This window comes from Paramaledivibacter caminithermalis DSM 15212, from assembly GCF_900142245.1.
GTDB lineage: Bacteria > Bacillota > Clostridia > Peptostreptococcales > Caminicellaceae > Paramaledivibacter > Paramaledivibacter caminithermalis.
Genome location: NZ_FRAG01000024.1, coordinates 1 through 21756, shown reverse-complemented (window position 1 = coordinate 21756; position 21756 = coordinate 1). Strand labels below are relative to the sequence as shown.

Here is a 21756-nt window from a genome sequence, read left to right as displayed (position 1 = left end):
CTGGTAATAGTTTCAATTTTTCTTCTAATGCTTTATTTTATTCTGTTTTAACTATAAAATTTTTCATAAAAAAATTTTGAACTTCTTCACAATAAAAAAAATACCCTTATAAAAGGGCATGCAAATAAGGTTCAAAAAATATAAATTATTTTTAATGCTATGTTTATGTGATTATGACCTTGAAGTTATTTTAAAAATCTTTTTAACCATTTGCTTCCTAGGGACTCATGTGTTTATACTTCCATATTCTATGCTTAGGATTATCTCCTTTTTACATTTTTTTGTTACTGAAATACATCATATATATATTCAATTTTTTCTGGCTTATTCTTACTTATTTTAAAGGCTTCTAAGGCTAACTTTTTAGCTTCATTATAGGATTCTTTATTAGTATGAAGAATACATATGGTATCATTTAATTTAACCTCATCTCCAACCTTCTTAACTATCGTTACACCAGCTGAATAATCTATCTTATCTTTTTTAGTTTTTCTACCAGCACCAAGTAACATAGCTATTATACCTATTTGTTCAGCATTGATAGCTTCTACATAACCATTTTTCAAGGCTTTAACTTCTATATGATATTTTGCTTTTGGCAACATATCCGTATTGCTGATTACATCTGGATTGCCACCTTGTATTCTAATTAGTTCTTTTAATTTATCTATGGCTTTACCAGATTTAATTATTTTCTCTAGTTCCTTATAGGCAATATTGAAATCTTCAAAAGCCCCTCCAAGGACTGTCATGTATGAAGCTATTGTTAAAGCGACAACGGTTTCATCCTCAGCTCCTTCTCCACTTAAAACTTTTATAGCTTCTTTTACTTCATTGGCATTTCCTACTTCATATCCTAAAGGTTGATTCATATTGGAAATAACTGCTACAGTCCTTTTGTTTAATGATTTTCCTATCTCTACCATAGTTTTAGCTAATTCCCTTGCTTCATCTAAGTTCTTCATAAATGCACCAGATCCTACCTTAACATCTAAAACTATGGCATCAGCGCCAGAAGCAATCTTTTTACTCATTATGGAACTTGCAATTAATGGTATGCTGTCAACGGTGGAAGTAACATCTCTAAGTGCATATAACTTCTTATCTGCTGGAGTTAAGTTTGCCGTTTGTCCAGCTATCGCCATCTTATATTTATTTACATTATCTATAAACTCCTTTGTTCCCATTTCTATATTAAAACCTTCAATTGATTCTAACTTGTCTATTGTTCCTCCTGTATGACCTAGTCCTCTACCGCTTAATTTTGCAACTGGAATACCTACCGAAGCCACTAGTGGAACAACAATCAAGCTGATTTTATCTCCAACTCCTCCTGTGGAATGTTTATCAACTTTAATTCCTTTAATTGCTGAAAGATCTATTTTTTCTCCAGAATTCACCATAGCCATTGTTAAATCAGCTATCTCTTGTTTATTCATTCCTTTGAAATATACCGCCATTGAAAAGGCTGACATCTGATAATCTGGAATTTCACCCTTTGTATATCCTTCTATCATGAAATTAATTTCTTTAGTAGAAAGAGTTTCTCCATTTTTCTTTTTTTGAATAATATCAATCATTCTCATACTTATCACCTCATGATAGTAAATTAATTTAAGATTATTTAATTGGCATTTCTAAGTTTTTATTTTAAATCCTCTGGTCCAAAACTATGGGGCAGCAGCTCTTTAAGGACATATTCTCTATACTCATCTTCAGTTTTAGCAATAATCACTAGAATATCTTTACCAAATTCTCTTATCACTTGTCTGCAAACTCCACAGGGGTAAGTCCACTGAGAATCTCCTGTAACAGCTATTGCTGTAATATTTCTTTCTCCTTCAGAAACAGCCTTTGCTATTGCTGTTCTTTCTGCGCATATAGTTGGTGTATATGAAGCAGATTCTATATTACAACCCGTATATATTTTCCCACTATCAGTTAAAACAGCAGCACCAACATGAAATCCTGAATATGGGACATATGCTTTTTCTTTTACCTCAAAGGCTTTTTTGATAAGTAATTTTTTATCCATAATTACTCCCCTCCATGGCTTATATCAAACTAATATCCAGCATTTGAGTTATTTGTGCCTTCTACAATAGCTATAGAAGCACTAGCCCCTATTCTACTAGCTCCTGCATCAATAACTGTCTGGGCACTTTCCTTAGTTCTAATACCTCCTGAAGCCTTAACTCCCATATCAGGTCCTACAGTTTTTCTCATTATCTTAATATCTTCTACAGTTGCTCCACCTTTAGAAAATCCTGTTGAGGTTTTTACAAAGTCTGCACCAGCTTCTTTAGCAATTTCACATGTCCTTACCTTTTCTTCTTCAGTTAAAAGGCATGTTTCTATTATTACTTTAACTAATGCCTTACCTTTTGCAGCATCTACAACTGCTTTAATATCTTCTTTAACAATATCATATTTCTTAGATTTCAAAGCTCCAATATTAATTACCATGTCTATTTCTTGTGCACCATTTTCGATGGCCTGCTTTGTCTCAAATGCCTTTACTTCCTTTGTATTGGCACCTAAGGGAAATCCTACAACTACACAAGTCTTTACTTTAGTCCCTTTTAATTCTTTTCTTACTAATGATGTATAATATGGATTTACACATACTGAAGCAAATCCATATTTTTTAGCTTCTTCACATATTTTCTTTATTTGTTCTTCTGTAGCCTCAGGTTTTAATAAAGTATGGTCGATATAGTTTTGTATTTTCATTTTATCCTCTCCCTTATATTTATTAATATATCCATAAATAGTTTATTATAATTTCCATGTGAACGATTCCATATAATTTAAATATTCATGTGCGTAATCTTTATTCACATCTATCTCTTTATAAGCTTTTCTGATCCCTTTAAAACAAGCTTTGGCAACAAAGTAATTCTCTTTAATTCTTTATTACTTTCTTTGTTTTCAAGATTATCAATTAAAAGTTTCATTCCAATTCTGCCCATCTCTATAGTCGGTCCATTTATAAAACTAATATTCATTCCAACTATATTTAATGCCTCTATCTTATCGAAACCTATAATAGCCATGTCCTCTGGAACCCTGATATTTTCTTCATAAAAGGCCTTCATGCATCCTAAAATCATCATATTACTCATTACAAAAATTGCAGTAGGTTTATCCTTCATTTCTAATATTTGTTTTGTTATCTCATATGCACTTTCATGTTTATAATCACCATAAAATATATAGTTTTCATCAACTGGAATATTGTTCATAATTAAAGCTTTTTTATATCCAATTAATCTATCCTTTGCTGGCCTAGAATTCATACATCCTGTAATTAGGGCTATTTTCTTATGACCTGCTTCTATTAAAGCATTGGTCCCATCGTAGGCACCTTTAATATGATCAATAAATACCCCACTGAAATTAAAACATTCCACATGTCCATCTATTAAAATTACAGGAATCCCTAGATTTTCAAGGGTACTTAAATAATTACTATCAAAATCATCTTCTGGATAGGTGGGTGTAATAATTACTCCTTGTATCCTCTGTTCCTTAAGAAGCTTAAGTGCTTTTAATTCCTTCTTTCTATTATCATCGGTATTGAAAAGTATTAGATTTAAATTATATTCATCGGCTACTTGTCCTATTCCCTTTATTATTTCTCCAAAAAAAGGATTATTGATCTCTGGAACTATAACACCTATGGTATTGGTTTTATTTGTAGATAGACTTCTTGCTATGGCACTAGGTGTATAATTTAATTCTCTTATTGCTTTTAAAATGTTGTTCCTAGTTTCTTCCTTTACATATCCAGAGTCGTTTAAAACCCTAGAAACAGTTGTCCTAGACACTCCTGCAGCCCTTGCTATATCATTAATTGTAACAGACATCATCATCCTCCCTAACGATATAAAAGCCTAATATATAATCATACTTTATACTTAACTCATCCAAAATATGTTACCGATTTCATATAATTAGACAAATTACATTATTACCTTCCATAAAAACTTACTACCATGCATAGTTTTAAAATCTACAAAGCAATACCATATATTATGGAATTTCCTCAATTATACATTTTTTTAAAATTAATTTCAATATATATTTAATTACAGCACAAAAAAAACCCCTAAATTTATGCATATTATCGAATTATATTATATATAGTTAATATAATATGTTTTTTAGGAGGATGCTTTATGAATTTAGATACTTTTCAAAATAAATTAATCTTAATACTAAGTTACGTTGACAAACTTAAAAGAGAAAATGTGCCTATTAATACACAAAGAATATTGATACAAACCTATGCTAATGATTTAGAAATCAATCTAACCAGTGATATGGTTTATGAAATATTATCCTTTAGCTTTACTAACCGTCCAAGTTGTCAAATTCATTAATATTTATTCATAGAATCATAGGCGTAATATTAAATCAATACATCAAGAACAAAGGCATCTAACGACGATTTTTAGCTGCAAGTTCCATGTTCCAAGTTGCAAGTATTGGGGTTTTTCTGATAAGTTTTAAAAGAAAACAATTTGCACCAATATTTTACTGGTAATAGTTTCAATTTATCGCTTATGATTCTTAGCCTATATACAATTTACTTTCTTGTAATGTTTTCAATGCCGTATACACTATATTTCTTAATCCTTCAAGTATCTCGATATTATCTTCCAAACTTAAGCCATCTACTGATAATGTACTTTTTTTAGTACACCCATCTACAGCACCTACTTTAATCATGCTTTCCAGTATTTGTTTCTCTGTTTTACTATCATGCAGCAGCATCCTATTAGTCAGTAGGGAAAGAGCTGCTACTAAAGCATGACCACCCCAATTAGATACTCCTGCTACTATTAAATAATCTGTGGAAATAACAGCACATATTTTTTCACCTTTATCCACTGAATTAATTACAAAATCAGAAACTTTGCCCATTCCAATCTCGTTTCCACCATCTCCGACAGCCAATGTTGCTATTCTAAGCTCCTTTGCTCTTTCAAATAATATATCTGTATTTGGAACTATATCACTAAGATCTTCTCCCCTCATGGAATAACAGCGACCATCTTTTGCTCTTCCAGGTCTTTCTATAGCAACTATATGGGATGGTTTATATTTTTGTAATAGGTTGTTGCAAAACTCCTCCGCTTCTTCACATGGAATAATTTCTATTGGTACAGTAATGCCTTTTGCTAAGCAACAGCTATACATTATGTCTTGAGAATATATATCAGTTACAAGTATAACTTTCTTTCCTAGTTGCTTCAATGCACTGGACAAAGATATTGCTCCAATAGGTCCATCGGTCTCACCTGTAAGTGTGTCTCTGATAACAAATCCTGTAACTATTAGTATTGTAGAACTTGTAACAAGATCCATGGCACCTTTTTCTAATTCTCCAATTAGGTTGATTTTACCCATGCCTCTTTGTTCTAGATTTTTCTTAATGATATTTTCAATCTCTTTAAAATAATTTCTATTCATATCATATTTCCCCCTTTATTGATAAAGACAAATATTTATTCTTAACAAAAACACAAAAAACCCAGCTTAACTAAAAGTCAACTGGGTCTTATCTACAATTGTATATAGAGGCTAGTCTATATACTAGTAAACAAAACGTAATATGAAATTTTATAAAATACTACATACCAATTATACTCTTATTTTTTACTTACATCAACTGTTTTTAATCATTATATATTTGTTTCGTGCATCTTTAACAGAAGCAATTACAGCCTTTTGAGCCATTCCATAAAATCTATTCTGTATCTCATCTACAATTTGATCAATATCATCTACAAGATTGTAGCCTATAAGTATAGATCTAATAAAATCAGTGGTTACATCCCTTACCATATTGCATGTTGAATCAATTATTTTACCACTGTCTCTTTCTAATATGATTCCTACAAAGAAAATGTTGTATACAGCTGAAATAGGATCGTTCTTACCTATCTTGGCGGTACCTAAAATGTATATTGTATTTTTATCGTATATCAATTAATACCCCTCCATAATTATATCTATCTATTCCTTTTAATATAGTCCATATATTCTACATAAAACAAAAGTAATCCTGCCTTTATTAGTTAGGTTTTTTTATGTATAAAGCTAACTATAGGATTTACATAGTAAAACTTAATTTATACATGTACAAATATGCAATGTCTCTGGGCATTTTGGACATGTATAAATTAAAGTCTTTACTTAAATTCCTATATGGTAAGGTTTTTTGTTTAAACCTTAAAAATCATAACCTTTTCTTCTATGTTATCAGCTATAACTCTTAGCTTTTCTACCATCTCAGCAATATCTGTCATAGTAGCTGTCTGTTCCTCTACTGAAGCTGCTACCTCTTAAAATATCATAAAAAAAGATAAATTATACTACTTGAGCATAATTTATCTTTTTTAAAAGAATTGCTGCTTCTTCATCTATTATAACAGTGACATCAGGGTGCAATTGTAATACCGATGCAGGTAGCTTAGGTGTTATTTTGCCTTTTATCATCTCATATATTGTTTGTGATTTTTGTCTTCCACTAGCTAATAAAAGAATCTTTTTTGAACGCATGATAGTCTTTATTCCCATACTTATTGCTTGCTTTGGTACATCTTCAATTGAAGGAAAGAACCTTGAATTTGCTTTAATAGTATCTTCATCTAGAGTAACCAAATGTGTTAGAGCCTCAAATTTTACATCGGGTTCATTAAAACCAATATGTCCATTCCTTCCTATACCCAATAATTGAATATCTATACCCCCTGCAGCTTTAATCCTTTCTTCATAATCTCTACACTCTAAATCAACATCCTTTGTTCTTCCATTAGGTATATGAATGTTTTCAGTTTTTATATTTATATGTCTAAATAGATATTTATTCATAAAGTAATAATAGCTCTGCTGATTAGAGCTGTCTAATCCATAATATTCATCAAGATTAAAGGTAACAACCTCTGAAAAATTAATATTCCCTTTCTTATATATACCTACTAATTCTTCATATGTGCCTATAGGGGTAGATCCTGTAGCAAGCCCTAGAACACTATCGGGTTTTAGTATAATTTGACTTGCCAAGATATTAGCAGCTTTTTTACTTAACTCCTTATAGTCCTTTTCAACTATAATTCGCATTTTATTTCTCCTCTTTTATTTTTTAATTCAAGTTTAAACTTCTGCCAGGGTTCAATATAGTCAATTAAAAACAATTCTTCATCTGCTATTTTTCCCACAACATTTGTCTTTCCACTATTATCCATGTCCTTTAATGCAATTTGAAATTCTCCAGCATATCTATTATATAAGGAACTCTCAATTAAAATATCACCTCTTTTTATAGGTTTTGGATTAAATAATTCAAAGTGATTACCTTTATATTTTACTCTGCTTTGTGTAGAACGGATCATATACTCAGAAACATCACCTCTATTGAAATGAAGTTCATCCAGAACAATCTTCCTTTCTATCTCAGGAATATTTTCTACTAACTCAACTCCTAATGTGAGAATATCTTTATCAAGCTTACCAAGTACCTTAAGCTCTTCTTCCGACGCAAAACAATTGGCTATAATAACATCATCTATTAAACCTGTATTGAATAAATCCTTTGTCTGAACTTCAATACACTTATTTCTATGTTCTTCAAGGGTACATAATCCTTCACTTACAGGCCATGGTCCAAAGGTTGCATTGCTGGAAGACACAAAGGCTGCAGTTCTTATACCATATTCTTTAAACTGCTCAGAGCATTTTAGAAAATGCTTTCTAGAAAGACCTGTATATCTATGGGGATAAAAGTTATGGCACCCAATTAAGTTCTCCTTTTTAGGAATATAAGAAAGAATATTGTCAAGATATTTGGTTCCGTTACTCATATTTAATTCAATCTTTAGATTATGAGAATTGAAGGTCATAAAGCTCTCTTCAAACCCTGAAAAACCAAGATCTAATCTTATTCCTGTTAAATTTAGCTCATGAAAAAAAACTGAATCTTTATAGCTGATATTAAATCGTTTGAAGACTTCTGGACTTACATCGGCTATAACCTCCATACCCAAATTCTTTGCATGGGTAACAATTTCTTTAAATTCTTTAATTATTCTATCTACATCCCCATCAACCGATATAAGGCACGTAAAAACCCTTGTGAATCCATATTTTGCTGCTAAAGATAGATATGCCTTGTTTTCTTCAACACTGGCATTCTCTGGATATATAGAAACGCCTAATCTTTTCATCTTATCCTCCAATAATATATTTTTAATAAAATTTATTTTATTGTTTTATAAATATCTATAAACTCATTTGCAAGATCTTTAACGGTCATTGCATTCATTAGATGATCTTGAGCGTGAATCAGTAATAGGGATATATTATGCTTTTCTCCTTGGGCTTCAGCTTGTATAAGCTTTGTTTGTTCCTTATGAGCCAATTCAAGCTTTTCTATTGCTTCTTCAATACATTCCTTAGCCTTTTCAAAATCTCCCTGTTTTGCATAGGTAATTGCTTCCATACTTGAACTTCTGGCATCGCCACTATAGGTTATTATTGTAAATATATTCATTTCAAAATCCATATTTTATCGCTCCTTATATCTTGATTTCTAGTTAAACTGAGGCAAATAATCTTTATTTTCTAAGAGTATATCATCTAATAATTTCTTGGCAATATTAGCAGAATACACCAAAGGATTTGTTGTCAATGCCATTAAGGCAGTATAATAATCTCCTGTTACTCCAGCCTTTACTGTTAAAAGTTCATATGCTTTAACTTGTTGGATTAGCCCATTAATTTGTACTGGTAATTCTCCTAGAACAACAGGCTTAGCTCCTGCTCTATTGATCACCGCATTGATCTCTACTACAACATCATTAGGTAATGATGAAATTGCTCCATTGTTTCTTATGTTGACAGTATGAATCTCTGACTTATCGTTATGAATTGCACTAATTAAGGAAACTGCTGCATCAGAGTAATATGCCCCTCCTCTTTTTTCAAGTTCCTCTGGTTTTTCATCTAAAGCTGGATTTTTATACTTTTCAAAGAGCTCTTGTTCAATCTTCATAACCTGCTCAGCTCTAGTTCCTTTATTTTTCTTAAGTCCTTCAAGCTCTTCCTTAAGAATATCGTCAGATAAATAGAAATATCTATGATAAGGGCATGGTAGCATTTTTAGAGTTTTAATGAAATCTGTATCCCACTTAATATCAGGAATATTCTTCATATTTATTAGTCCACCATCACCCAGCTTTTCTAAAACAACATCTGTTACATTTTTGCCATCTAAATATATTTCCTTTCCATAAACCATATGGTTAAGACCTGCAAACTCTATTCTTACTCGATTACTGCTTACACCAAGTAATTTTGCTACATTATTAACCATTCCAATTGGCACGTTACATAAACCCATGACTTTTACATTTGTATATTTTAATACAGTTTCAGTAATGATTCCCGCTGGATTTGTAAAGTTTATCAACCATGCATCTGGAGACAGTTCTTCAATATCTCTACATATGTCTAAAATAACTGGTATTGTGCGAATTGCCTTAGCAAAGCCTCCTGCTCCCGTTGTTTCTTGTCCAATAACATTATACCTTAAGGGGATTCCTTCATCCCTTGCTCTTGCTTCTAATCCTCCTACTCTTAGCTGAGTAACTACAAAATCTGCATCTTTAATAGCTTCTTTACGATTAAGGGTTTTATAGACACTAATATCTAAGCCTGCTTTATTAATCATCCTTTTAGTTAAATTATATATAATATCTAACTTTTCCTTACCTTTTTCTATGTCAACTAAGTATATCTCTTTTACTGGCAACTCATTTGCTCTCTTAATAAATCCTTCTATAAGTTCTGGGGTATAACTACTACCTCCACCTATTACTGCAATTTTTAGTCCTTTATTCATTTTTACACCTCACAAAACAATAGCTTTAATATAGTTTATTTTTAATCTTTATTAATCTTTATTGTAAATTATTTTTAAGAGAAAAATCTTAGTAAAACCGAAAGGAATCAATATCCTTTCGGCTTTATTTTACGGTACTTTCACCACTTGCCATCTTATCTGCTAAAATTACAAATGGTAAATATATCATTACAGCCACTGCAAAGTTTACCAATGCTAATAATCCTCCTCTTATGTCGCCACCTGTTGCTAAAAAACCACCAATACCAACTGGAGTTGTCCATGGCATTACAACGTATGTTGGTGGCACTAGTCCACTGGCAGTTGCAGAATAAGCAATAAGTGTTAAAACTCCTGGAACGATAATAAAAGGAATAAATAGAATTGGATTGAGTACTATAGGTAATCCAAATATTATAGGTTCGTTGATTTGAAAGATTCCTGCTGGAGCACCTAATTTTGCAACTGTTCTATAATCTTTTCTTCTCTTAGAAGCAATAAATATTGCTAAAATTAGTGCTAAAGTAGCACCAGAACCACCTAAATGTATATAAGCATCAAAGAAAACTCTTGTAACTACATTAGGCGCTTGTAGCCCCTGTTGTATAGCACTTGCATTTGCTTCTAAAGCAGGTAAGTACAATGCATTCATTATTGGATCCATTATATTAGCTCCATGCAAACCAAAGAACCAAAAGAAATTTATAAGCATAGAGAAGAACATAACAGACAGTACCCCTTGGCTAAATCCTTGTAAAGGTTTTTGAATTAAATTTAAAATTAAATCATATAAACTATTTCCACCTAACTTATTTATTAAAAATGCTAAAATTCCAAATACATATATAGCAATCAAACCTGGAATTACTGCTGCAAATGCTCTTCCAACTGAAGGCGGAACATTATCAGGCATTTTTATAATAATATTCTTGTTTAAAAGTCTAACAAATATTTCTGTAGCTATAATAGCCACTATAATAGCAGTAAATAAACCTGTAGCATTTAAATATCCCCAATGAATATATCCCCAACCAGCATCTCCATGGGATTGTGGAGTAACAACCAAGAAAGCTCCTACTGAGACTAATCCTGCTGCAAGAGCATCAGATCCATAACCTTTAGCTAGATTATATCCAACTGAAAAAGCTATCAATAAACTCATTACTGCAAAGGTTCCCCACCAAACATTTCCATTAATTGCAGTTAATCCACTAAATGCAGGTATCCATTTAAAAACAGTCTGATTCAATAATACTGCAATAGATCCTGCTAAAATTAAAGGCATAATACCAACAAAACCGTCACGAATAGCCACTAAATGTCTCTGCGCCCCTATCTTAGCAGCTATAGGTACAAAATGTTTTTCCATAAAATCAAAAAACCTCTTCATATAAATCCTCCTTTATTTTTTATCATATATTCGATTGCATAAAATGCAACCTTATATTGCTTTAATCACACAATTATTCACAATTATTTATTTCCTATTATATCTAATGCTTGTTCAAGAACCGCTTCACCATTCATCATCCCATAGTTGACACTATCAATAACTGCTATAGATATCCCCTTTGGTTCAAGTGTTTTTTCCATTTTATTTAAAAGAAATCTAACCTGTGGTCCTAAAAGAACAACATCTACATCATTAGTATGATTTTTCAACTCTGCCTCAGATACTGCAAAAATATCAACACTTATACCCTTTTTTATAGCAGCAGTTCTCATTTTTGTAACCAATAAGCTAGTCGACATGCCTGCAGAACAAACTAGCATTATTTTTTTCATAGTTAAGTCTCCTTTCAGTCAAGTTCTATAAGTATCCTAAGTAGAACACTATTTATATTCTTCTACTGCCAAAATCAATGCTCCCTTGACAGCGCTTTCATCAGGTAAATGAACATAAATCTTTGGATACCTTTGATTAATATTCTTAGTGAAAAGCTCCCTGATTAAATCTGATTTTAAAAATACACTACCACTTAACCCCAATGAAAAATCCTTTTCATTCATTTTATTAGCCAAAGCCTCTATCATCTTACACAGATCCCTTACTGCCTTATCAACTACTTTCTTTGCAACTCTATCAATTTCATATAGATTTATTATACATGGAGCAAGCCTAGCAATATCATGCTTTTTAGTATTAGGATTATATATAAATGAAATAAGTTCACCTATATGTAATATGCCAAGTTCACTGCTTACAGCTTCCCATATTGTACTTTCTTCTTCTCTACCATCATAGCTTTCCATTATCTTTTTTAATCCATCCCTTGCTATGGCATATCCACTTCCCACATCATCAATTATATGACCCCAGCCACCAACACGATATTCTTTTCCTGCTTTGTCAATTCCAAAGGCTATAGAGCCTGTACCGCTAATAAGTATAGCGCCTTTTTTTCCTCCATTTGCTCCAACAAGGGCTATAATAGAATCATTGTAAACCTGCAAATTATTTTTATATCCAATATCCCTAAAAACTCTTTTTATGATTTTTTGATCTTCTGCTCCATCTACTCCTGCTCCTCCAATGCAAATACCTTTAATATTATCTAAAGCTATCCCTTGACTTGCTTTGAAAAAATTAAATATTTCTTCAAATTCTATTTTTACTTTTTCTATTCCCACACTATGATAATTAGTGGAGCTTACTTGAATTGATGATAGAATCTCCTTTTTTTCATTGCATAAGCAAGCCAAGGTTTTTGTACCTCCACCATCAATTCCTATATAATATCCCATATATACCTCCTTTCATTTGAATTTCTTAATATTGGTTATCTTTATTCATGGATAAGTTTAGAATTAAATAATACTTTTATTTCGTTTATTGCCTCTATTTCATCATGTCCTTCTGCAATTATTTCTAATTCATCTCCTTTAGATGCAGCTATCCCTAAAATACCCATGATACTTTTACCATTTACTGATCTTCCATTCTTGCTTACTGTTATGCTTGCTTTAAATTTATTGGCTGTTCTAACAAATAATCCAGCTGGTCTTGCATGTAATCCAGATTTATTGTTCACTACTACAGTTAACTTTTGCATTCCTAAATCAGCATCCTCCTTTCACTTTCTGTGTGCTTATTTATATAAGCATAAATAATGCCAAAATTAATTATTTTTTTTAAAATTATTCTTTATTAACTTCAATTTTTATAAAAGCTAGTATTTAAGCAGAATTTCACTGAAAAATTTTTTAGCTATCTTAAACAATATCAATATAGCTTTATTTTTATAAATAAAAATAGTGTGCAATTATACTGCACACTATTTTACACACTTTATACACTATATATCCTCTTTGTTTAACATAAACATTTTACAAATATAAGCCAATTCATTTTCACCGATTTCAATATTATAATTACTCTCTAACGATCTTAAACAGTCCTTTATAATGATAAGCTCTCTGCTATACTGATTTTTATATTCCTCCAAGTCTTCAAAGTGTGTTTCTTTTCCATTGCCACACAATTTATCAATTAAAAAGCTTAAGTGCAGGATAATTCCTACTTTCACTTCAGCTACTACTTGTATATTTAAACTTTCCTCAATACTATCTACAATATATCTTACATCATCTACAATTTTTTTACCATCAATATACATCATATGTTCCTTTAATGACTTACCGATATTCAAATACAGGTCTTCTTCCTTTACTATATTTATGATTTTTTTTATTCCTTCTCCCTTTAATACTTCAGCCGCTGATATACATTGAATATCATTTAGATTAATATCTATAGTACTTACAACAGCTAAAATTTTATGTTTTTCCCTATATTGATCAATTTTACATAGAAATTCCCTTCGGTCTAAAATATTCAATGGAATGATTTCTATGCTATTTTTTTCATATAGCTTATCCTCTATGATTCTTTTCAATCTTTCAGAAGCACCTTCCCCAGTAAAACATGCTGTAATAATTATATTCTTATCATTTATATTCTCTCTTCTTGCAGTGGCTTTATTGCTTAAATTCATTTGCTTACAAGTAGTATATATTTCATTAAGATCTTGTCCTAAAATAGCCTTTCTACAAGCATTGATAACGATAGGTGTGCTAACCATATCTATAGTTTTAACAATTATTCCTGTTTCTTCGTATATCATGTCTCCAAAATTAGTAAGGGAACCCATATCAACCATCACTATAATACCCTTACCCCTATCCATTTCTTTTATATGCTGCTTTGCAATTTCATACATAGTTTGAGGCTTCATGTTAAGGGGCATGTCTAAAGCCTTTGCATGCTGCCCTCCTACTAAGTTATTAACTACTTCAACCATGCTGCTTGCAGTAGATTTTCCATGCATGATTACTAAAATACCAACCTTGGCTTTTTCTTCATCCCTTATACCCAATGTATTAGATGCTAAAAACATTGTTAAATAACCTATTTCATCTAAGGGAGTTTCAATATTAAATTTATCATCAATGATTCTAGCTATTTCCATTGCAACTACAAATTCATTAGGATAATCAACTCTAATCATATTTAATTTGGGATTATATATTTTATTGCCACTTTGAAGCCTTTCAATGCATCCATGAAGATGAAGGGCTAAACCAAAATATATTTTTTCATCGTATTCTCTTTTAAGTCTTTTACCAGCAAAATTCAATATTTCTTCCACTACTTTTAAAATCTCTATATCTACTATTTCTGATATTTCATTTTTTTCTATTCCCTTTGGGAGATTTTCAATATATTTTCTAAAATGGCTTTCAATAGCTAAATTAATAATATTATCTATCTCTTTATCTTCTATTCCTGCATTTTTCAAAGCTTCAAGCTTTTTTTCAATAACATCATAAAATCCCTTGCTTACTTGATATTGTGGGCTTATATTATGATCTTTATCATCCTTATAGTAAAATCTCAAAATATCTCCTTTACCTTTAAAAATACGATCAATTTCCTCTCTATTATTTTGAATCTTCATTAATCCTCTTTTTACATGTTGGGGAAGATCGGATTGTGATATAAGTATATATTTTTCTTCCTTTGATTTATACTTTACAAATGCTTTAGCACATGCAAGCTGTATATCACTCTTAAGCTGACCTATATTATTGGGACAATCATATAAAAGTAATGAAATCAATGAGTTTCTATTTACATAAATACTTTTTCCTATTCTCTTTGATTCTCGTTTAATACAGGATTCAATTAACTCATATCTCTCAGCCATTCCCTTATCCCTTAGTGCAGGAAGAACAATAGTCATAGGTATTCTTCTGGTAAATGTCTTAAGCAGGTATGATTGGGGATCTTCAGTTGTAGCAGCAATAATACGTACATCTACATAAATAACCTTTTCCGTTTCTCCTAGAGGCCTAAAATATCCTTTATCAATAAAAGTAAAAAGCATTTCTTGTCCTTGAGGCGACAAGCGATGGACCTCATCAAGAAACAATATGCCACGGTCAGCTTTCTTAAGTAATCCTTCCTTATCACAATCAGCTCCAGTATATGCCCCCTTTTTTACTCCAAAAATTTGAGACATAATCAACTGAGGATTTTCAGCATAATCGGCACAATTAAATTGAATAAAAGGTGCATCTTCTTCAATTATTTTGGATTCCTTTGCAAATTGATACATTAATTCTGCAAACATAGACTTCCCTACTCCAGTTTCTCCTAAGATCAATGTATGAAGTCCATTTGGAGGATATAAAATTGCTGCTCTTGCCTGCTGAATAGGTGTTCGAAGACTTGCCTTAGCCCCAATAATTTTATTTAAACTATTTTTATTTCCCATAGTTGTTCTCTGGATTAAATCTGATTTTATAGACTTATAAAGAACAGGTCTTCCTTCTATTTTTGCCACTCTATTATCTCTATAAAGCATATTTAAATATCTACTAACATTGGCTCTATCAGTGTTTAGGACTTCACTTATTTCTTTAGCGGAAATACCTCTTTTATTTTTTTTTTCTAATTCAACTAAAGCCTCATAAACCTGATTAACCTTCTTCATAATCATTCTCCTTGATTTAATCCTAAATTATTCATAAGGTAATACAAGACTACTTAATATTTTAAACCACTTTATGAATAATTTGGAATTGTTTGTTTTATAATATGGTACAACAAAGTAGTAAAAATTTCAAACCCTCCTTTCTCTTTATTTCTACATTATTCCTTTTAGTAACCTACTCAATTTATTTTTTACAAACATTATGAAAATTTTTTATTGACATATTATAATAATATTCGTATAATAATACCTGTCTTAAAAATTTATATTTTAAAGCGAAGATGGAGAGAAAAATATCAAGTCTTTGACTACAGAGAGCTAACGTTTGCTGAGAGTTAGCGTTAAAGTAGATATATAATGATCACTCTTGAGCTGCCAAATTGAAAGGACTACCGAGTAAATAAGGCTGGCTGCCACCAATATATGGCTATGGGTTAAATAAATCTATTATAGATATTCCAGTAAAACAGTTAATTTATACATATCAAAAATCCTTAAAAACTCTGGATATTTTGATATATATAAATTAAGTTTCACTATGGGAAATCTATATTCATGTTTTATTTTGACCTGAATAAAGATGCAATTTTTTATTGCAAAGTAGGGTGGTACCGCGGAATATTAATCTTTCGTCCCTATAAGTATTTGCTAAATATTTATAGAGGCGGAAGATTTTTTTACATATTGAAATTATAAATCCTTTAAATTTATTTATGTGATTCTACAACTTCTTCAATATGTTTAATCAAAGTCTTTATTTAAAATCTTCATAGAAGATTTTATTATTTTTAAGAATGCGCATTCTGAATTTTAATTTTTTTCTGCTAAATTTGACATGAAAGGATGACATACTATGAAAAGAGATACTTTTGGATCAAGATTAGGAATATTGGCTGCAGCTGCAGGCTCTGCCATAGGTTTAGGTAATATTTGGAAATTTCCGTATATTACTGGTAAAAATGGAGGAGCTGCATTTATTTTAGTATATTTAGTTTGTATTACCCTAATAGGCTTACCTGTAATGGTATCAGAATTTGTTCTAGGTAGAAAAACTCAAGCAAATGCAGTTGGTGCATTTAAAAAAATAGAACCCAGAAAGCCATGGTTCCTATCTGGCTATTTAGCTACATTAACTGCTTTTATAATACTATCCTATTATACCATGATTGCTGGATGGATATTGTCATACATAGGTAGAGCTGCAACAGGAAAACTAGTTTCTATAGAAGCGGCTAATTTAGGCGCTTATTTTGAAAGCATTATTGGAGGTACTTTTGAGCCTTTATTGTGTACTTTTGTAATAATAGTCTTAACTGCCATTATTGTTATTTCTGGAATTAAGGATGGTGTTGAAAAGTACTGTAAGATATTGATGCCCGTTCTACTAGGTCTTTTGATATTATTAATGTTTAGGTCTTTAACTTTAGAAGGAGCTTCAAAGGGAATTGAATTCCTTTTCAAACCCGATTTTTCTCAATTGACTACTCAAAGTGTTCTAGAAGCCCTTGGTCACTCATTTTTTACATTGAGCTTAGGTATGGGTATTATCTTAACCTATGGTAGCTATATTGATAAAAATGAAAATATTATAAATTTAGCTATTCAAGTAACTATAGCTGATACTGTAATAGCTCTTATGGCAGGTTTAGTTATTTTTCCAGCTGTTTTTGCATATGGCTTAGAGCCAGGTCAAGGAGCAGGACTGATATTTATTACTCTTCCAGCTGTTTTTAGAGAAATGCCCTTTGGTACCTTTTTTGGAGCGTTATTCTTTACCCTTATAGGAATTGCTGCTTTAACCTCTACTATATCTTTATTAGAGGTAATTGTTTCCTTTGCTATTGAGGAATTCAATATGCATAGAAAAAAGGCTACTATATTAGTGTCTACTGCAATATTTTTACTAGCTATTCCTAGTGTACTATCCTTTGGATTATGGAGTAATATAACCATATTAGGGAAAACCTTCTTTGGATGGTTTGACTTTTTAACATCAAATGTTTTACTTGCTGTAGGTGGAATACTGGTATGTATATTTGTAGGATGGGTTTGGGGCACCAAAAATGCCATTGCTGAAATTACAAGTGATGGTCAGTATCAGTTCAAACAGCAAGGCTTATATAGCTTTATCATTAGATTCTTAGCTCCTGCTGCTATCTTATTGATTTTATTGAATTCAACTGGAATTCTAAGTAAGCTTTTAAGTTCTAATTAATAAATAATATATAGATAGTCAGGTCTTTAGTGGTTAAGTCAATAGGCTATTAAAGACCTGACCTTAAACTATATGGATATTAGTATACATTTATAAAGATTAAAGGTTTTTTAGATTTTTTGTAAAATATAAATATAGTATTGAATAATATTAAACATCTAGCTTTAACTGGTAAATTTATTAATGATAAGGAGATTATTTATGAAAAAAATACTAATTTATGTAGCTTTTTTATTCTTAAGTATTTTTATTTTTAAATTCTTTTTCGACTATCATAATCAATCAGTAGCTAGTATAGGAATTATTGGTGGAGCAGATGGTCCTACAAAAATTTTCCTTGCCTCAAGCCAAGGAACATCACATGCTGTTTTTTTAAGTATTATTTTTTTAATTGGATTGATAATCTTTTTTTCTTTTAGAAAAAGATTTAGAAAATAGTTTCCACCATGAAATTATTATGAGTTTCTAAATTTCTAAGGCTCATACACAACACCTGCAAACATGACGACCCCTGTTCTATTATGTTTTATAAAATATATAAAGGGTTTATTTGCATAGAGCTCTATGATTCTTTCAGAGGGCTCAGCTGCACCGCATACAGCCACTGATGTTAGGGCTGCTGCTTCTGTACCCTCTTCATCCATACCTATAACACATTTTTGAGAAATATCATCTACAAACAATGGCTTACTATCTGAAATATATCTGAAATCGGCATCATCTATACTAAAGGCTTTATTTAATCCTAGCTTTTGAAGAATATTCTTATAAGAGTATTCTGCTTCGTATTGAAATTTAGGTAGCTTTATTTTTGTTTTTACATATTCGCTCTTTTTAAGCTTCTCTTGAAGTTTTTGGTAATCTAAGTTGCATATATATTCATCTATATCGTATTTAGGTATGACAAGCTGCATACTGCATCCATAGTAATTTAAGCTTCCTGCAATAATATCATCATCTTCATAGGAAGGCATCTGTCTTTGTGTATTCATCATATCTACTTTTTTCTTGCTTCCATCCTTAAGATAAAAATCCTCAACCTTCGTATTGTTCTTTGAAAATTCGTCTTGCCACTTCCCTTTAAAATAAAGAGTATTAAATATGTACATTAAAGTGTCAGGATTTATATCCTTCAAATAATTCTCTATTCTTCCATTTGTTTTATCATTTATCCATTTGTTTATTATAGAATTAGCATCTTTACTATGAAAATCAATATTATAAATTCCAGTATCATAATATGAAGCACAATCCTTTTTAAAGCCTTCCCTTAATGATATATCATTTGATGTCCATATGGAGTTTGCAGTATTTATAACCGTGGTCTTCTTATTGTTCTCCTCATAACCAGAATCATTAAGCATATTCAAAAGTATGCAATACTGCTTGTTTAGGTTTTCCTTGGAAATATTATATGGATTAATAATTGATTGTAGTTCCTCCTTTGTCTCACCTTCTGCTCCATTGGCTAATATGGTAAGAACAACTGCTAAGCTAAAAGGTGAAGTTATTACATTGTCCCCCTCTTTACAAGTACTCTTCATAACCTCAATTCCAATATTGTTGATATTATTTATTATTTTATCTTCAATTGTCTCTTCCTTGATGTCAATTTTTTTCAATGTACTGGTGCTATCAATTACCACAGTACTGCTAAAGGGAGTACAACCACATATACTTGATAGCAACAGGCTAATTGCTAATAGCAATGATATTTTTTTCATTCTCTATCCTCCTCATTTACATAGACGCATGAATATTTATTTTGTTCCAAAAATGTAATATTATTTATAATCTAATTTATTTTTATATTAAGTTGTTGAATAACTAAATTTGGAAATTGGCAATTCAGCTAATTCTCTACATTATAAAATTAGAATCATTTTTATAAAAAATACCTTTGATAGCTAAAATATAGCATTTTACTTTCGGTAAAAATAGTTATTCAACAACCTAAAGATAAATAAAACCCTATTGATTTATCTTTAGGTTGTTGAATAACTAAAATTACCAATTAAAAAAGTCGCCACTTTCTAGTATCATGTTAAGTACCACAAAAACAATCATCTAGAAAGGACGACTAAAATGATTATAACATTTAACATGATAAAAAATAACCCCTTTAATATGGTTTGTAAAAAATTGCAAAATATATTTTAAAAATTTGTATCTAATACTCAGGCTAAAAAAGTCAGTAGACCTAAGAAGTACTCAGACTTACAAATAATGCAATGTTTAATGTATAAAGTTATTAGGAATGTCTGTTGTCTAAGAGAGTTAGAATGGGAACTATCCAATGATGCTTTAGCTATTAAGATTATTGGGTTAACTGATATTCCTGATCATTCCACCTTTTGTATTAGAATTAAACAAATACAAGAAAATTTGTTTTATCAAGTATACAGATTGTTTGTATTACTTTTAAGTCCAGATTTAAGGGTTTGTTCTGTAGACTCAACTGCTTTAAGAAGTTCTAAGTTTGATTCTGAAGCTAAAAAAGACAAATCTACCCGATTAGGGTGGTGTCAAGGGTATAAACTTCATTTAGTCAGTTCCTTAGATTCTATTACCATAGCCTTTAATTTCACTACTGCAAATGTTTATGATAGTAATTGTAAAGAGTTAATACGTGAATTGGATGATTATGATATATTCGTACTTTTAGGAGCTGCTGCCTATGACAGTGTTAAATTATTTGAGTTATGTGATGAACTTTCAATCAATTTACTAACAGATATAGATCTCCGTAAAGCTAAGTCTATAGACTCTCTAAAAAATGAATATAGCAGAAAGAATATCCTATATCTTGAATCCCCTACGGGGGAGAAAATATATAGAAACAGAATAACAATTGAAAGATTATTTGAAGTACTAAAACAACGCTATAACTTAGAAAAACCTAGACTATATGGCCATAACAAATACAAATCTCATGTAATGTGGACTTTATTATTATATTTAATTGAAAAACTAATTAACCAAGAAAAAGGGGTTAATAATCTAAAATTCCCTTGGAATAAATAGGTAATAACTGAACTAGTTAAGCCTATCGATTGTTATACAATAATTATTCAACAACCTATAAATTTAAAAACCAAATAATGTACTTTCAAATATCCTCTTTTAAACAATAAAATATAAAAGATTAAATAAAAGTATGAATAAAAAAAAGTATACACCCCCAACCTAAGAGGTAGTGTCATAAAATATGTGTCTGACCGTAAATAATGTCTCCTTTCTGGCAAGAATCTAAAAAAGATTAAGTTAGAAAGGAGAATTTTTATGAGTACATTACCGAAGAAAGTATTAAGACAAATGATAGTAGATGGAGGATTTAAAACAGCAGATGATATTTATGCATACCTAAAAGATATGTTTAAGGATGCCCTTCAGGAAATGCTTGAAGCAGAACTTGAAGTAAAGCTGGGTTACGGTAAAGGAGACAGAAAAAATAAAGAAACAGAGAATAAAAGAAATGGATATGCTAACAAAACAATAAAAACTAAGTATGGAGAGCTAGATATTAATGTTCCTAGGGATAGAAATGGAGAGTTTGAACCTATTGTGGTTCCTAAAAATAAAAGGGATATTTCTGGGATTGAAGAAAAGGTAATCTCCCTTTATGCTAGTGGTAT

21 protein-coding genes are annotated in these 21756 nt (G+C 30.8%); 5 read left to right on the top strand and 16 right to left on the bottom strand.

Translation table 11 applies throughout. The features are described 5' to 3' along the window. Positions 1 to 284 precede the first annotated feature (284 nt). The 4 genes from BUB36_RS10500 to BUB36_RS10485 all read right to left on the bottom strand — a co-directional run bounded on the left by BUB36_RS10500 (position 285) and on the right by BUB36_RS10485 (position 3869). Positions 285 to 1586, bottom strand: coding sequence for a pyrimidine-nucleoside phosphorylase (locus BUB36_RS10500; RefSeq protein WP_073149724.1), 1302 nt, complete (start codon positions 1584 to 1586; stop codon positions 285 to 287). Between the two features lie 59 nt (positions 1587 to 1645). After that, positions 1646 to 2035 carry a cytidine deaminase gene (locus BUB36_RS10495; protein ID WP_073149722.1) on the bottom strand — a complete coding sequence of 130 codons (390 nt, stop codon included), beginning with the start codon at positions 2033 to 2035 and terminating at the stop codon, positions 1646 to 1648. 29 nt (positions 2036 to 2064) lie between these two features. Then, positions 2065 to 2733 (bottom strand): deoxyribose-phosphate aldolase, encoded by a 669-nt coding sequence (deoC, locus tag BUB36_RS10490; protein WP_073149720.1) that lies wholly within the window; start codon positions 2731 to 2733, stop codon positions 2065 to 2067. Positions 2734 to 2843: 110 nt separating this feature from the next. Further along, positions 2844 to 3869: a LacI family DNA-binding transcriptional regulator gene (locus tag BUB36_RS10485; RefSeq protein WP_073149718.1), complete on the bottom strand. Its 1026-nt coding sequence runs from the start codon at positions 3867 to 3869 to the stop codon at positions 2844 to 2846. Between the two features lie 312 nt (positions 3870 to 4181). Here BUB36_RS10485 and BUB36_RS10480 point away from each other — a divergent pair, with 312 nt between their 5' ends. Continuing rightward, positions 4182 to 4385, top strand: a complete 204-nt coding sequence (locus tag BUB36_RS10480) for a hypothetical protein (RefSeq protein WP_073149716.1) — start codon at positions 4182 to 4184, stop codon at positions 4383 to 4385. Positions 4386 to 4575: 190 nt separating this feature from the next. Here BUB36_RS10480 and BUB36_RS10475 read toward each other — a convergent pair whose 3' ends face one another. The 11 genes from BUB36_RS10475 to BUB36_RS10425 all read right to left on the bottom strand — a co-directional run bounded on the left by BUB36_RS10475 (position 4576) and on the right by BUB36_RS10425 (position 15906). Next, positions 4576 to 5478, bottom strand: a complete 903-nt coding sequence (locus tag BUB36_RS10475; protein ID WP_073149714.1) for a DUF4392 domain-containing protein — start codon at positions 5476 to 5478, stop codon at positions 4576 to 4578. 195 nt (positions 5479 to 5673) lie between these two features. Next, positions 5674 to 5997: a DUF3870 domain-containing protein gene (locus BUB36_RS10470; protein ID WP_084111943.1), complete on the bottom strand. Its 324-nt coding sequence runs from the start codon at positions 5995 to 5997 to the stop codon at positions 5674 to 5676. A 381-nt stretch (positions 5998 to 6378) separates the two neighbouring features. Next, positions 6379 to 7131 (bottom strand): glucosamine-6-phosphate deaminase, encoded by a 753-nt coding sequence (gene nagB / locus BUB36_RS10465; protein ID WP_073149712.1) that lies wholly within the window; start codon positions 7129 to 7131, stop codon positions 6379 to 6381. Further along, complete coding sequence (locus BUB36_RS10460; protein WP_073149710.1) at positions 7119 to 8234, bottom strand: DUF871 domain-containing protein; 1116 nt, start codon at positions 8232 to 8234, stop codon at positions 7119 to 7121. Before BUB36_RS10460 ends, nagB begins: the two co-directional genes overlap by 13 nt. A gap of 32 nt (positions 8235 to 8266) precedes the next feature. After that, positions 8267 to 8572, bottom strand: a complete 306-nt coding sequence (locus BUB36_RS10455) for a PTS lactose/cellobiose transporter subunit IIA (RefSeq protein WP_073149708.1) — start codon at positions 8570 to 8572, stop codon at positions 8267 to 8269. A gap of 27 nt (positions 8573 to 8599) precedes the next feature. Continuing rightward, the gene (locus BUB36_RS10450) at positions 8600 to 9910 is read right to left on the bottom strand and encodes a 6-phospho-beta-glucosidase (protein ID WP_073149706.1); all 1311 of its coding nucleotides are present in this window, start codon (positions 9908 to 9910) and stop codon (positions 8600 to 8602) included. Positions 9911 to 10034: 124 nt separating this feature from the next. Continuing rightward, on the bottom strand, positions 10035 to 11300 hold the full coding sequence (locus BUB36_RS10445; protein ID WP_073149704.1) for a PTS sugar transporter subunit IIC: 1266 nt from the start codon (positions 11298 to 11300) through the stop codon (positions 10035 to 10037). Positions 11301 to 11383: 83 nt separating this feature from the next. Then, a complete protein-coding gene (locus BUB36_RS10440) occupies positions 11384 to 11695 on the bottom strand; it encodes a PTS sugar transporter subunit IIB (protein WP_073149702.1) in 312 nt (103 codons plus the stop codon). Between the two features lie 48 nt (positions 11696 to 11743). Beyond that, the gene (locus BUB36_RS10435) at positions 11744 to 12655 is read right to left on the bottom strand and encodes an N-acetylglucosamine kinase (RefSeq protein WP_073149700.1); all 912 of its coding nucleotides are present in this window, start codon (positions 12653 to 12655) and stop codon (positions 11744 to 11746) included. 41 nt (positions 12656 to 12696) lie between these two features. Further along, positions 12697 to 12963 carry an HPr family phosphocarrier protein gene (locus BUB36_RS10430; RefSeq protein ID WP_073149698.1) on the bottom strand — a complete coding sequence of 89 codons (267 nt, stop codon included), beginning with the start codon at positions 12961 to 12963 and terminating at the stop codon, positions 12697 to 12699. A gap of 243 nt (positions 12964 to 13206) precedes the next feature. Further along, complete coding sequence (locus tag BUB36_RS10425) at positions 13207 to 15906, bottom strand: sigma 54-interacting transcriptional regulator (RefSeq protein WP_073149696.1); 2700 nt, start codon at positions 15904 to 15906, stop codon at positions 13207 to 13209. A gap of 853 nt (positions 15907 to 16759) precedes the next feature. Between BUB36_RS10425 and BUB36_RS10420 the strand changes: the two genes are divergently transcribed. Next, complete coding sequence (locus BUB36_RS10420; RefSeq protein WP_073149694.1) at positions 16760 to 18121, top strand: sodium-dependent transporter; 1362 nt, start codon at positions 16760 to 16762, stop codon at positions 18119 to 18121. Positions 18122 to 18322: 201 nt separating this feature from the next. Next, on the top strand, positions 18323 to 18559 hold the full coding sequence (locus BUB36_RS10415) for a sodium ion-translocating decarboxylase subunit beta (RefSeq protein ID WP_073149692.1): 237 nt from the start codon (positions 18323 to 18325) through the stop codon (positions 18557 to 18559). A 35-nt stretch (positions 18560 to 18594) separates the two neighbouring features. Here BUB36_RS10415 and BUB36_RS10410 read toward each other — a convergent pair whose 3' ends face one another. After that, a complete protein-coding gene (locus BUB36_RS10410) occupies positions 18595 to 19845 on the bottom strand; it encodes a serpin family protein (RefSeq protein WP_073149690.1) in 1251 nt (416 codons plus the stop codon). Between the two features lie 514 nt (positions 19846 to 20359). Between BUB36_RS10410 and BUB36_RS10405 the strand changes: the two genes are divergently transcribed. Then, positions 20360 to 21145 carry a transposase gene (locus BUB36_RS10405; protein WP_242655766.1) on the top strand — a complete coding sequence of 262 codons (786 nt, stop codon included), beginning with the start codon at positions 20360 to 20362 and terminating at the stop codon, positions 21143 to 21145. A 291-nt stretch (positions 21146 to 21436) separates the two neighbouring features. Next, a partial coding sequence (locus tag BUB36_RS10400; RefSeq protein WP_408633780.1) for a transposase occupies positions 21437 to 21756 on the top strand: 320 nt, incomplete at its 3' end.